This window comes from Brevibacterium sp. OS20, assembly GCF_056837565.1.
Window position 1 is genome coordinate 1,017,365 of record NZ_CM166367.1, and the last position, 13,717, is coordinate 1,031,081.

At 66.7% G+C, this 13,717-nt stretch carries 10 protein-coding genes; 7 read left to right on the forward strand and 3 right to left on the reverse strand.

Annotation, left to right across the window (positions count from 1 at the left end; translation table 11 throughout):
* Positions 1-3 precede the first annotated feature (3 nt).
* Positions 4-2,748, forward strand: coding sequence for a pyruvate dehydrogenase (acetyl-transferring), homodimeric type (gene aceE, locus ACVZTU_RS04330; RefSeq protein WP_482401498.1), 2,745 nt, complete (start codon positions 4-6; stop codon positions 2,746-2,748).
* Between the two features lie 25 nt (positions 2,749-2,773).
* Here the strand turns inward: aceE and ACVZTU_RS04335 are convergent, their stop codons facing one another.
* Positions 2,774-3,553, reverse strand: coding sequence for an IclR family transcriptional regulator (locus ACVZTU_RS04335; RefSeq protein WP_139907129.1), 780 nt, complete (start codon positions 3,551-3,553; stop codon positions 2,774-2,776).
* A 162-nt stretch (positions 3,554-3,715) separates the two neighbouring features.
* Here ACVZTU_RS04335 and ACVZTU_RS04340 point away from each other — a divergent pair, with 162 nt between their 5' ends.
* From ACVZTU_RS04340 to ACVZTU_RS04350, 3 genes are all read left to right on the forward strand, one after another.
* On the forward strand, positions 3,716-5,095 hold the full coding sequence (locus ACVZTU_RS04340; protein WP_139469319.1) for an NAD-dependent malic enzyme: 1,380 nt from the start codon (positions 3,716-3,718) through the stop codon (positions 5,093-5,095).
* Positions 5,096-5,204: 109 nt separating this feature from the next.
* The gene (locus tag ACVZTU_RS04345; protein ID WP_139469321.1) at positions 5,205-6,512 is read left to right on the forward strand and encodes a DUF6986 family protein; all 1,308 of its coding nucleotides are present in this window, start codon (positions 5,205-5,207) and stop codon (positions 6,510-6,512) included.
* Positions 6,513-6,553: 41 nt separating this feature from the next.
* Positions 6,554-7,378, forward strand: coding sequence for a bifunctional allantoicase/(S)-ureidoglycine aminohydrolase (locus ACVZTU_RS04350; protein WP_139469323.1), 825 nt, complete (start codon positions 6,554-6,556; stop codon positions 7,376-7,378).
* Positions 7,379-7,486: 108 nt separating this feature from the next.
* Here the strand turns inward: ACVZTU_RS04350 and ACVZTU_RS04355 are convergent, their stop codons facing one another.
* Positions 7,487-8,962: a malate:quinone oxidoreductase gene (locus tag ACVZTU_RS04355; protein ID WP_139469324.1), complete on the reverse strand. Its 1,476-nt coding sequence runs from the start codon at positions 8,960-8,962 to the stop codon at positions 7,487-7,489.
* A 214-nt stretch (positions 8,963-9,176) separates the two neighbouring features.
* On the opposite strand from ACVZTU_RS04355, the gene ACVZTU_RS04360 reads away from it, so the two are divergent.
* The 3 genes from ACVZTU_RS04360 to ACVZTU_RS04370 all read left to right on the forward strand — a co-directional run bounded on the left by ACVZTU_RS04360 (position 9,177) and on the right by ACVZTU_RS04370 (position 12,763).
* Positions 9,177-10,238: a pyridoxal phosphate-dependent aminotransferase gene (locus tag ACVZTU_RS04360; protein WP_139469326.1), complete on the forward strand. Its 1,062-nt coding sequence runs from the start codon at positions 9,177-9,179 to the stop codon at positions 10,236-10,238.
* Positions 10,239-10,240: 2 nt separating this feature from the next.
* Positions 10,241-11,647 carry an FAD-binding oxidoreductase gene (locus ACVZTU_RS04365; protein WP_139469386.1) on the forward strand — a complete coding sequence of 469 codons (1,407 nt, stop codon included), beginning with the start codon at positions 10,241-10,243 and terminating at the stop codon, positions 11,645-11,647.
* Positions 11,648-11,755: 108 nt separating this feature from the next.
* Complete coding sequence (locus ACVZTU_RS04370) at positions 11,756-12,763, forward strand: isopenicillin N synthase family dioxygenase (protein WP_482401499.1); 1,008 nt, start codon at positions 11,756-11,758, stop codon at positions 12,761-12,763.
* A gap of 9 nt (positions 12,764-12,772) precedes the next feature.
* Here ACVZTU_RS04370 and mmuM read toward each other — a convergent pair whose 3' ends face one another.
* A complete protein-coding gene (gene mmuM, locus ACVZTU_RS04375) occupies positions 12,773-13,708 on the reverse strand; it encodes a homocysteine S-methyltransferase (RefSeq protein ID WP_139469328.1) in 936 nt (311 codons plus the stop codon).
* Positions 13,709-13,717: the final 9 nt, after the last annotated feature.

Here is a 13,717-nt window from a genome sequence, read left to right on the forward strand (position 1 = left end):
GATATGACACAGGACACAACCTCGGCGAGTCCGAGGGGACACGTCGACGAAGAGGTCGATGAATGGATCGAGTCCTGGGAAGGGCTCGTCGACGCGCGCGGAACCCAGCGCGCGGGCGAGATCATGGAGGCGCTGCGTGCACGCGCGGCCACGAACTCCGTCGCCCAGCCCAAGGTCACCACCACTGACTACGTCAACACCATCCCCGTTGACCAGGAACCGTTCTATCCCGGCGAGGAGAAGGTCGAGCGCCGCTTCCGCAGATGGCTGCGGTGGAACGCCGCCATGCTCGTCCATCGGGCGCAGCGGCCCGAGATCTCCGTGGGCGGGCACATCTCCACCTACGCCGGCGCCGCCACGCTCTACGAAATCGGATTCAACAACTTCTTCCGCGGTCAGGACCACCCCGGCGGCGGCGATCAGGTCTTCTTCCAGGGCCATGCCTCACCGGGAATGTACGCCAGGGCGTTCCTCGAGGGCCGCCTGACCGAGGCCGACCTCGACGGGTTCCGGCAGGAGGTCTCACGTGCCCCGCACGGACTGAGCTCGTATCCGCACCCGCGGCTGATGCCGGAGTTCTGGCAGTTCCCGACCGTGTCGATGGGTCTGGGCCCGATCAACGCGATCTACCAGGCGCAGATGAACCGCTACCTCCACAACCGCGGCATCTCCGACACCTCGGATCAGCGGGTGTGGGCGTTCCTCGGCGACGGCGAGATGGACGAACCCGAATCGCGCGGCGCCCTGCAGCTGGCCGCGAACGAAGGGCTGGACAACCTCACCTTCGTCATCAACTGCAACCTCCAGCGCCTCGACGGACCCGTGCGCGGAAACGGCAAGATCGTCCAGGAGCTCGAAGCGACCTTCACCGGCGCCGGCTGGGACGTCATCAAGGTGCTGTGGGGCCGCGAATGGGACGACCTGCTGGCCAAGGACCGCACCGGCGACCTCGTGAAGATCATGAACGAGACCCTCGACGGTGACTACCAGACCTTCAAGGCCGAATCCGGCGGATTCATCCGCGACAACTTCTTCGGCCGGACACCTGCGACGAAGGGGCTCGTCGACCACCTCTCCGACGACGACATCTGGAACCTCAAGCGCGGCGGCCACGACTATCACAAGGTCTTCGCCGCCTACCAGAAGGCCGTGAACACCAAGGGCAAGCCGACCGTCATCCTCGTGCAGACCGTCAAGGGCTACGGCCTGGGCACGACGTTCGAGTCCCGCAACGCCACGCACCAGATGAAGAAGTTCACCGCCGACGACGTCAAGGCCTTCCGCGATCGGATGGACATCCCGATCAGCGACAAGGTCATCGACGAGGACCCGTACGCGGTGCCCTACTACCACCCGGGCAAGGACGACGACGCGATCCAGTACATGCTCGACCGTCGGCGTCAGCTCGGCGGATTCCTGCCGGCACGCAAACCCGAGCACAACAAGATCACCCTGCCCGCGCCCAGCGACAAGGCGTTCGCACAGACGAAGAAGGGCTCGGGGCAGCAGATGGCCGCCTCGACGATGGCCTTCGTCCGGCTGCTCAAGGACCTCATGCGAGAAAAGGGGCTGGGCGAGCGGATCGTGCCCATCATCCCCGATGAGGCCCGCACCTTCGGCATCGACGCGTTCTTCCCGACCGCGAAGATCTACAACCCGAACGGGCAGAACTACCTCGCCGTCGACCGCGAGATGTTCCTCTCGTACAAGGAAGCCACCAGCGGTCAGCTCCTCCACGTGGGCATCAACGAGGCCGGTGCCGCGGCCGGATTCACCGCCGCGGGAACCGCGTACTCCACCCACGGCGAACCGATGATCCCGATCTACGTGTTCTACTCGATGTTCGGATTCCAGCGCACCGGTGACGCCTTCTGGGCCGCCGGCGACCAGATGACCCGCGGGTTCATCATCGGCGCCACCGCCGGACGCACGACCCTGACCGGGGAAGGCCTGCAGCACGCCGACGGACATTCCCCGGTGCTCGCGGCCACGAACCCGGCCGTGCGCGTCTATGATCCGGCCTTCGGCTACGAGATCGGGCACATCGTCCGCGACGGTCTGCATCGCATGTACGGAGAGCACGACCTCGGCGAGGACGAGCGCAACGTCATGTACTACCTCACCGTGTACAACGAGCCGATGCTCCAGCCGGCCGAACCGGAGGACGTCGACGTCGAGGGCATCCTCAAGGGCATCCACCGCGTCGCCGAGGCGGCCCCCGGCGACCGTCCGCAAGCGCAGCTGCTCGCCTCCGGTGTGGCCGTGCCCTGGGCTCTCGAGGCCCGGGACCTGCTCGCCGCCGACTGGGGCGTCGATGCCGCCGTGTGGTCAGTGACCTCATGGGCGCAGCTGCGCCGCGACGGCCTCGAATGCGAAGCCGCGGAGCTCAGCGCCGCCGACGGCACCGAGTCGGCCGACCGCGTCCCGTACGTGCGTCAGAAGCTGGAGGGTCAGCCTGGCCCGATCGTGGCCACGAGCGACTTCGACTCCACCCAGCCGGATCTCATTCGGCCGTACCTGGACCACGATTTCGCGACGCTCGGCGCCGACGGGTTCGGCTTCTCCGACACCCGCGCCGCCGCGCGCAGGCACTTCAAGATCGACGCGCACTCGATGGTCGTGCGCACCCTGCAGCTGCTTGCCAAGCGCGGTGAGATCGACGGATCCATTCCCGCCGAGGCGGCTCGACGTTATCGTCTGAACGACGTCAACGCCGGCACCTCGGGAACGGCCGGCGGAGACTCCTGACCCGGTCCGGGAGCTGAAGCCAGAGTCAGCGGCCGCTCTGCATCTCTGCGGAGATGCGGGCGGCCGCGTCTTTGAGCAGGGGCACGGCGCGATCGGCGAACGACTGGTCGACGCGGCTGATCGGACCCGATACGGAGATCGCCAAAGGAGCGGGGGAGTCCGGGATAGCCATGGCGAAGCAGCGCACGCCGAGCTCCTGCTCCTGCTCGTCGATGGCATAGCCGCGCTCACGGATGCGGCCCAGCTCGGCCTCGAGGTCTTCGATCGTCCCGATGCTGTATTCCGTGGGGGTGGGCATGCCGGCGGTGGCGGCGATATGCCGGACCTGCTCGGACTCGAGCCCCGCGAGAATGGCCTTGCCGACCCCGGTGGCATGCATATGGGCACGGCGTCCCACCTCGGTGAACATCCTCATCTGGCGTTCGGAGGCGACCTGATCGACGTAGACCACCATGTCTCCGTCCATCGTCGCCACATTCGCCGACTCCCCGAGCTCGGCGACGAGCTCGCGCAGATAAGGGCGGGCGACGGCACCGAGCTGGGAGCCGGCGATATCGCCGAGTCGCACCAGCCCGGGCCCGAGCGCATAGCCGCGGTCGGGCAGCTGACGGACCACACCGAGGTTGACCAGGGTGTTGAGCAGACGATGGATCGTCGGCAGGGGCAGATTGACGTCCGCGGCGATATGGCTCAGCGTCGCCGATCCTGCGGAGTTAGCGATGCACTCAAGCAGTCCGAACGCGCGTTCGACGGACTGCACGCCGCCCTTGGACTGGCGGATCGCCGGGGTGTCCTTGCTGCTCATCGATGTTCCTTAATCTGTGGTGAGTCTCGGCAGTGAAACTCCGTTCAGTCTAGTCCCGAAATGGAAGAAACTTTCCGAATCCACTGACACCGTCTAGTATTTCCACTAGGCAAAAGTTATTATCCATAATACGGAAACTCGATATCAAGGAGGATATTGCCCATGGTCGCCACCAGCCCCGGATACTCCATCACTCTGCGCGTCGGCACCCAGGTCGGTCAGGCCTCGACCTCCGACCTCGTCGCCGCGGCCGCCGCCGCCGGCGCGTCAGTCACCGCCCTCGACGTCGTCGAGTCCACTCCGCGCTCGGTCATCATCGACGTCAGCGCCGATACCCGCGACGTCGCCCATGCCGACGAAGTCTCCGATGCGCTGGGTGCCCTGCCCGGAGTCGACGTCCACAAGGTGTCGGACCGGACCTTCCTGCTCCACCTCGGCGGCAAGCTCGAATCCACCCCGAAGGTGCCCCTGCGCAACCGCGACGACCTCTCCCGCGCCTACACCCCGGGTGTGGCCCGTGTGTGCAAGGCGATCGCTGAGAACAAAGAGGATGCACGTCGGCTGACGATCAAACGCAACACCGTCGCCGTGGTCACCGACGGGACCGCGGTGCTCGGCCTCGGCGATATCGGCCCCGAAGCGGCCATGCCGGTGATGGAGGGCAAGGCCGTGCTGTTCAAGCAGTTCGCCGATGTCGACGCCTGGCCGGTGGCCCTCGACACGAAGGACACCGAGGAGATCATCTCCATCTGCAAGGCCATCGCACCGGCCTACGGCGGAATCAACCTCGAAGACATCGCTGCCCCGCGCTGCTTCGAGATCGAGGCCCGGCTGCGCGAGGAACTCGACATCCCCGTCTTCCACGATGACCAGCACGGCACCGGCGTCGTCACCCTCGCCGCGCTGAAGAACGCGCTCAAGGTCGTCGACAAGAAGATCGAGGACCTGCGCATCGTCGTCTCCGGAGTCGGCGCGGCCGGCAACGCCATCATCCGCCTCCTCCAGGTCGCCGGTGCCGCGAACATCATCGCCTGCGGCCGCGACGGGGCGATCGGCCCGGACTCGACGGTCGACACCGACCACAAGAAGTGGCTGCAGGCGAATACGAACCCCGAGGGCTTCTCCGGCACCCTCAAGGAAGCCGTCGTCGGCGCCGACGCGTTCATCGGCGTCTCCGCCCCGAATGTGCTCGACGGTGACGATATCGCGGCGATGAACAAGGACGCGCTGGTCTTCGCCATGGCCAATCCCGACCCCGAGGTGGACCCCGCCGAGGCGGCGAAACACGCAGCCGTCGTGGCCACCGGCCGCAGCGATTTCCCGAACCAGATCAACAATGTGCTCGCGTTCCCGGGAATCTTCCGCGGACTCCTCGACGCCGAAGCCCGCGACGTGGATGAGAACATCATGGTCGCCGCCGCCGATGCCATCGCCTCGTGCATCCCCGAGGACGAACTCCACCCCGGCTACGTCATCCCCTCCGTGTTCGATCCCGAAGTCGCGAAGAAGGTCGCCGAGGCGGTCGCCCGGGTCTCGTCCTGAAACCCCAGAGAGCCTTGCGTGCCTGGGGACGGAGAATGAGAGACAATGAGGCCAGGTCAGGCATCGCCGCCTCGCCGTCGAACCCCGTGCAGAGAAAGAGAATGTGAAAGTGGAACGATCAACACTCGCCGATATCGACTCACTGCTGGGAGACACGGACGAGCTACTGGCGACCGCGTACCCCGGTGATCGCGACGTCCGCCAGCCAGTGCACACCGTGTACGTGCCCGGACACCGCACGAGTGCCGACCTGCCGTACCAGTGGGGGCAGCAGGCGCTCGAATGCGTCGAGGCCCACGGCGGAATGCTGCAGCTGGCCGAACGCGTCATCACCGCCGCCCGGAAGGAATCCGGTCCCGCGATCCCCGGTCAGGTGCCCAGCATCCACCAGGTGGCCCGGGAGGCCGAACTCCTCGCCGAGGCGGTCACCGCGAAACTCGAACGTGAGCCGATCGAGGACCTGCGTCTGGACTTCGAAGACGGGTTCGGCGACCAGGGGGATGAGACCGAGGATCGGTGGGTCATCCAGGCCGCCCGCGATGCGGTGGCCGGCCGCGCGGAGAAGGCAGCCCCCGGCTTCGTCGGCATCCGGTTCAAATGCATGGAGTCAGCGACCCGGGAACGCGGTCTGCGCACTCTCGACCTGTTCCTCTCCGAACTCATCAAGGCAGGCGGCAGCCTGCCGGAGAATCTCGTGCTCACCCTCCCGAAGGTCAGCACCGTCGATCAGGTCCGGGCGATGGTGCTCGCCGCGCGAGCGCTGGAAGCCGAGCACAGCCTCGGTGAAGGGACTATCACCTTCGAGATCCAAGTCGAGACCCCGCAGCTCGTCCTCGCCGCCGATGGCACCGTGCCGCTGGCGACGGCGCTGCAGGCCGGGGCCGGGCGCGTGACTTCGCTGCACTACGGAACCTATGACTATTCGGCGTCGATGGGAGTGGCTGCGGCCTACCAGGCGATGGACCATCCGGTCGCGGATTTCGCGAAGAACCAGATGATGCTCGCCGTCGCCGGCACCGGAGTCCACCTCTCCGACGGGTCGACGAACATCCTCCCGCTCGGCGAACCCGCAGAGGTCCACCACGCGTGGGCGCTGCACGCCGGCCTCGTCCGCCGCCACCTCAAACGAGGGATCTACCAGGGCTGGGATCTGCACCCGCACCAGCTGCCGACCAGGTTCCTGGCGACCTTCGCCTTCTACCGCGAAGGCGGGCCACGGGCGGCGCAGCGCCTGCACGACTACGTGTTCAAGGCGGATTCGACGGTCCTCGACGAACCCGCGACCGCGAAGGCGCTCGCCCGCTACCTCGACCGAGGGCTCGTCTGCGGAGCCCACACCGAGGAGTTCGTGACCTCGCGGACGAACCTCAGCCTCACCCAGCTCGGGCAGCTCGCCCGCACCGGCTCGCTCGACTGAGCCCACCGACCACCGACCACCGACCGAAGGAGACCCCGCCCATGACGACGACCGACCCGTACACCTACTGGGCCCCGACCGGCGGCCACCCGCCGCAGTCCGATCTGCTCACCGACCGTGCCCTCGTCACCGAGGCCTATACGGTCATCCCGCGCGGAGTGATGCGCGATATCGTCACTTCGAATCTGCCCGAGTGGACCGGGACCCGGTCGTGGGTGCTGAGCAAGCCCGTGGCCGGGGGAGCGGTGACGTTCTCGCAGACGATCCTCGAAGTCGCACCCGGCGGCGGCTCGCAGGCGCCGGAACCGCAGCCCGAGGTCGAAGGGTTCCTCTTCGTCATGGCCGGAACGCTCGAGGTCACCCATGAGGGCACCGCGCACACGCTGACTCCGGGTGGGTTCGCGTTCCTGCCCGCCGGATCGACGTGGTCGGCGACGTCCACCGGCACCGAGGCGGCCCGCTTCCACTGGGTGCGCAAACGCTACCAGCCCGTGGCGGGGCTGACCCCTGAGGCGAAGTTCGGCAACGAGGCCGATGTCGAACCGTCGCCGATGCCCGGAACCGACGGACGCTGGCGCACGACCCGTCCGCTCGACCCGGACGACCTCGCCTACGACATGCACGTCAACATCGTCACCTTCGAGGCCGGAGCGGTCATCCCGTTCGCGGAGACGCATGAGATGGAGCACGGCCTCTACGTGCTCGAGGGCAAGGCCGTCTACCGTCTCAACGGCGACTGGGTCGAGGTGCAGGAGGGCGACTTCATCTCCATGCGCGCCTTCTGCCCGCAGGCCTGCTATGCCGGAGGGCCCGGACGCTTCCGCTACCTGCTGTACAAGGACGTCAACCGCCAGGTCGAGCTCTGAGGTTCTCGACGCTCCGAACTCCTGAGGGAACGTAAGAAGCGGCTGGCCGGAAAGGATTCCGGCCAGCCGCTTCTCCTGTATGTCAGTCGGCTGAGGGCGTCAGTCCACTCAGATGAGCTGCAGGGTCCGCGAGGTGTACTCGGAGACCTCCTTGAGCAGCGTCTCGTCATCGACGAGGTCGCGGCCGAGCGAGGGGATCATGTCCTTGAAGCTCTTCTCCCAGCCCGCGAACTCGCGCGGGAAGCAGGTCTTGAGCAGTTCGATCATGATCGGCACCGCGGTCGAGGCACCCGGTGAAGCACCGAGCAGGGTCGCCAGCGAACCGTCGGCGGACGAGATGAGCTCGGTGCCGAACTGGAGGACGCCGCCCTTCTTCGGATCCTTCTTCATCACCTGCACGCGCTGACCGGCCTGGATGAGTTCCCAGTCGGCGGGGTCGACGGAGGGGATGAAGGTCTGCAGGGCCTCGAAGCGGGCTTTCTTCGTTGCGGCGAGCTCACCGAGGAGGTACGTGACAAGATCCGTGTTGTCCTTGGCGACATTGAGCATCGTGCCGATGTTGTTTCCGCGCACGGACAGCGGCAGATCGGTGAAGCGGCCCTTCTTGAGGAACTTCGGCGAGAAGCCGGCGTAGGGGCCGAACATCAGGTAGTCCTGGCCGTCGACGACACGGGTGTCGAGGTGCGGCACCGACATCGGGGGAGCATCCTGAGCGGCCTGGCCGTACACCTTCGCCTGGTGGCGGGCGACGAGATCCTGGTTCGCGGTGCGCAGGAAGTAGCCGGAGACCGGGAAGCCGCCGTAGCCGCGTCCCTCCGGGATGCCGGACTTCTGCAGCAGCGGCAGTGCACCGCCGCCGGCGCCGACGAAGACGAACTTCGCGCCCACCTGGTGGGTCTCGTGCGAGAGCAGATCCTTCACGGTGAGAGTCCAGCCGTCGGAGGAACGGTCGAGGTCGGTGACCTGGTGGCTGGTGCGCACGGTCGCGCCCTTGGCGGCGACGTAGCTGAGCAGCTGAGACGACAGAGAGCCGAAGTCGACGTCGGTGCCCTGCTTGATGCGCGAGATGCCGTTGACCTGACCGGGACCACGGCCGGAGAACATCAGCGGCAGCCATTCGGCCTGAGTGTCCGCGTCCTCGGTGTATTCCATGTCCGCGAACAGCGGATTGCGCACCATCGTCTCGTAGCGGTTCTTGATGTAGTCACGTCCCTTGTCGCCGCGTCCGTAGCTGACGTGGGCGATGGGATTGATGAAGGTCGTCGGATCGGTGATGACACCGGTGTCGACGAGGTGCGACCAGTACTGGCGCGAGTGGTGGAACTGCTGGTTGATGTTCGAGGCCTTCTCCAGGTCGATCTGACCGTTGGAGTCCTCGGGGGTGTAGTTGAGTTCGCAGAGTGCGGCGTGGCCGGTGCCGGCGTTGTTCCAGGGGTCGGAGCTCTCCGTTGCCACATAGTCGAGCTTCTCGTAGACACGGATGTCCCAATCGGGCTGAAGTTCGGTCAGCATGGCGCCCAGAGTGGCGCTCATGATGCCGCCGCCGATCAAGACGACGTCGACTTTTTCCTGCGGTGAGGGCATTTGGACTCTCATTCCTCGTCTCTGACTACATGTATTCGTCTCTCAGGGTACTCTCCGGCATCGGCCCACCTGTAACCCGGGAGGAGGGAACGAAGCGTCGCGAGAGCATTCTCACAGCGGATGGACGTCCGCCCTGCTCGCCTTTATCCGACCATTCGGACGCTTTGGCAAGACAGTCTGTGTTGCCCGCCACAAGATATGCAACTATGGGCACATGTCCAAACGTTTCCAGCTCCGTGACGCGCTCGCCGAATTCCCTCCCTACGTTCCCGGCAAGCCTCCCGTCGCATCCCCCGGCCTGACCCCGTACAAACTGTCGTCGAACGAGAACCACCTGCCGCCGCTGCCGGGTGTCGTCGAATCGGCGGCATCCGCCTCGGCGATTCCGGGGAACTACCCCGATCCCACCGCAGCCGCGCTCGTGGCCGATATCGCCTCCCACCTCGATGTCGAACCCGCCGAGGTGGTCCCCGGCGCCGGGGCCTCCGAGGTCCTCACGGCGCTGACGAACATCACCCTCGAAGCGGGCACGTCCGTGGTCTATCCGTGGCCGTCGTTCGAGATGTACCCGATCCTCGCCTCGGCGCGGGGCGCGGAGAAGCGCCCCGTCGACCTCCTGGAAGACGGTCGACACGACTTCGCCGGGCTGGCCGCGGCGATCGATGACACGACCCGCCTCGTGCTGCTGTGCTCGCCGAACAATCCGACCGGTCCGACGATCACCGATGCCGAACTCGAGGGATTCCTCGCCGAGGTGCCCGAGTCCGTCATCGTCGTCCTCGACGAGGCGTACCTCGAATTCGCCACCGAGGCGGCCGACTCCCTCGCCGCTCGCGCCAAGCACCCGAATCTCGTGCTCGCCCGCACCTTCTCGAAGGCGCACGGCCTGGCAGGTCTGCGCGTGGGCTACGGCATCGCCGACGCCGAGATCGCCTCGGCGATGCGCCAGGTCATCGCCCCGTTCTCCGTCACCGCCGGTGCCCAGGCCGCCGCCCGGGAATCCCTGGCTCGCGTCGACGAGGTGGCCGTGCGCGCCAAGGAAGTCGCCGCGGTGCGCGACCGGTTCGCTCACGATCTGCGGGAGCTGGGTCTGTCCGTGCCCGATGCTCAGGGCAACTATGTGTGGATCGCGCTCGACCCCGAGGCGGCCGTCGCCTTCGAAGGTGAGTGCGCGAAGCAGGCCGTGGCCGTGCGTCGTCTGCAGGGCGGTGTGCGTGTGAGCATCGGACCCGATGAGGCTCTCGAGCGCGTGCTCAAGGTCGCCGCGTCGCTGTGACGATGAGTGCGGAGACGACGGTGGACACGGACCTGGACGGACTTGCGGCCGAGCTGAGCGCGGGCGCCCTGGTCACCGATCGGGATGTCATCGAGTCCTATTCGTCGGATAAGGCCCTGTTCTGTCCGGTGGGGACCGCCTCGGCGCTCGTACGAGCTGCCGACGTCGATGATGTGGTCGCGGTGATGCGCTTCGCCACCGCGCATCGGATCCCGGTGGTCACTCAGGGTGCCAGGACGGGTTTGTCGGGGGCGGCGAACGCCACCGACGGGGCGCTCCTGCTCAACGTCGCGAAGCTGAACGCGATCGTCGACATCGACGAGGTGAACCAGACCTGCCGTGTCCAGCCCGGTGTCATCAACCAAGACCTCAAATCGGCTCTGGCCGAGCACGGTCTGTCGTATCCGCCGGATCCGGGGTCGGTGGCGATCTCCACGATCGGCGGGAACGTCGCGACGAACGCCGGCGGCATGTGCTGTGTGAAATACGGGGTGACGCGAGACTACGTGCGCGGTCTGACCGTGGTCCTCGCCGATGGGACAGTGACCCGGTTGGGTCGGCAGACGGCGAAGGGTGTGGCCGGTCTCGATCTGGCGGGTCTGTTCGTCGGGTCCGAGGGGACTCTGGGAGTCATCGTCGAGATCACCCTCGGGCTCAGACCTCTGTTGACTCCGCCGGTGACCGGTGTCGGGATCTTCCCGGACTTGGAATCGGCCGGGCATACGGTCTCTGAGTTCATGGCCTCCGGGGCGGCCCCGTCGATGCTCGAGCTCATGGACGGAGGCACCGTGGGCATGATCAATGCCTATGGTGATTTCGGGCTGCCCGACGGGGCCGGTGCGCTGTTGTTGGTGCAGTCGGATGCTCCGGGGCAGGCCGGTGTGACCGAGCTGCAATCGTTCGAGGCGATCGCCAGAGCGCAGGGTGCCGATGAGGTGTTCTTCTCCGATGATCCGGCGGATTCGGAGATGCTGGTCGCGGCTCGTCGGGCTGTGTCTCCGGCGATGGAGAAGTACGTGTCGGGGCTTGGTGGGGGAGAGCTCATCGATGATGTGTGCGTTCCTCGGTCCCGCCTCGGCGAGTTCTTCGCCAGGTTGGACGAGATCGCGGCCCGGCATTCGGTGGAGGTGTCCACGGCCGGGCATGCCGGGGATGGGAATATGCATCCGAGTGTGCTCTTCGATGCCCAGGATGAGGCGAGTGTGGCCGAGGCGAAGGAGACGTTCGCTGAGATCATGCAGCTGGGTCTCGATCTGGGTGGGACGATCACGGGTGAGCATGGGGTCGGGTATCTGAAGAAGGGCTGGCTGGTGCGCGAACTCGATGCGGGTGCGCGGGCGCTGCAGACGTCGATCAAGGCGGCGGTGGATCCGTTGGGGATCCTCAACCCGGGCAAGATGCTCGGCTGATTCTCCTCTTCATGTCTCGGAATGTGACGGTTCGCGACCGACTGTGACCGGTCGCGGCCGGCCCCGTCAGGGCGCGGCCTAAGGTGCTGGGAAAAGAGAGGAATCCCCATGACGCTCACCCAGCTGCCCGTTCTCGACCTCAGCCTCGCCGATGACCCCGCGACCGCCGAACAGTTCCGCGAGGACCTGCGTCGCGTCACTCACGAGATCGGCTTCTTCTACCTCACCGGCCACGGCATCCCCGACGCCGAATTCAGCCGCATCATCGATGTCGCCCAGAACTTCTTCGCACTGCCCGAGGACGAGAAGCTCGCGATCGAGAACACGAACTCCCCGCACTTCCGCGGCTACACCCGCACCGGCGGCGAACGCACCCAGGGCCGCGTGGATTGGCGCGAGCAGATCGACATCGGCCCCGAACGCACACCCGTGGCCGAACCGGTCAACGACTTCGACCATCTCACTGGCCCCAACCAGTACCCGGAATCGCTGCCCGAGCTGCGGGAGGCCACGGACTCCTGGCATGCGCAGCTGAGCGAGGTCGGCGCACGCCTTCTCGAACAGTGGGCGCTCAGCCTCGGCCAGCCCGGCGATCATTTCGCCGACGCGTTCGCCGAGGATGCCGAATCCTTCATCAAGATCGTTCGCTATCCCGAAGCCGAGTCCGAATCCGTGACCCAGGGGGTGGGCGAGCACCGCGACGGCGGCACCCTGACCCTGCTCTACCCGCAGCCGGGCACCACCGGTCTGCAGGTGCTCACTGACGACGGTTGGATCGATGCGGATCCGATCGAGAACACCTTCGTCGTCAACATCGGCAAACTCCTCGAAGTCGCCACGAACGGCTACCTCAAGGCCACCGTCCACCGGGTCCTGCCGACCGGTCCCGGCCAGGACCGCATCTCCATCCCGTTCTTCTATAACCCGGCGCTCAGCGCCCGCCTGCCCGAGGTCGCACTGCCCGACGAACTCGCCGCCGAGGCCCGCGGGGTCACCGACGACGAACGCGATGCCCTCTACGCCGTCTATGGGGAGAACGCGTTCGCCTCCGGGCTGCGCTCCCACCCGAACGTCGCCGAGAAGTACTATCCGGAGCTCGTGGGGGCCCAGGGCTGAGGAATCGCGTCAGCGGCGAATCTGTTCTGCGAGCACCGCGATGTCGTCGGGACGGACCCGGCAGCAGCCGCCGATGATCCGTGCGCCGAGGTGGGTCCACTCCTCCACCGGCCACGACCCGACGCCGGGTTCCGCGCCGTCGTGCCACGTCAGAGTGTCCGCGTCGTAGGTTTCGCCCGAGTTCGGGTAGGCGATGAGCGGCAGGTCTGTGTGCTTGGACAGTTCGCTCAGCGCCGGGGTCACGAGGCACGGGCGAACGCAGTTGACCCCGATCGCATACACGCTCACCGAGGCGGCCACCACCTCGGCGAAGTCCTCCAGGGTGCTGCCGTCGGGCATGGTCGGGGCGGTCGTGTCCGTGGTGCCCTGTAGAGTCACGGTCACCCAAGCCGGAAGGCCGATGTCCTCGGCCAGAGCGATGAGGGCGCGGATCTCATCGAGGCGCGGTTGGGTTTCGATGGCGAGCAGGTCCGCACCCGCCTCGGCGAGGGCTTCGATGCGCGGACGATGGAAGGCGGTGTAATCCTCAGGACTCCGGTGATAGCTTCCCGTGTACTCGGCGCCGTCGCCGAGCGCCGCCCCATACGGGCCGACGGACCCTGCGACGAGGATACTTGGGCCTGGTGCGGCACTGCGATCTGCCGCAGCGCGCGCGATGCGCACGCTGTCGCCGGTGATCCGGCTGCCCTCCTCGGCGCTGATTCCCGCCGCGGCGAACCCGAGCGGCGTCGCCTGGTAGCTCGCGGTCGTGAGTATCCGGGCTCCGGAGTTCGCAAAGGCGGTGTGCACGGCGCGCAGGGTGTCGGGGACACGGCGGATGAGCTCGGCCGACCACAGTGCATGGTCGAGGTCGATGCCGCGATCCTCGGCGGCACTGCCCAGCCCGCCGTCGATGACGATGGGGGCGGCCGCCTCGGCGAGGGTGAGCATCTGGGTGAACGTCATGGACTTAGT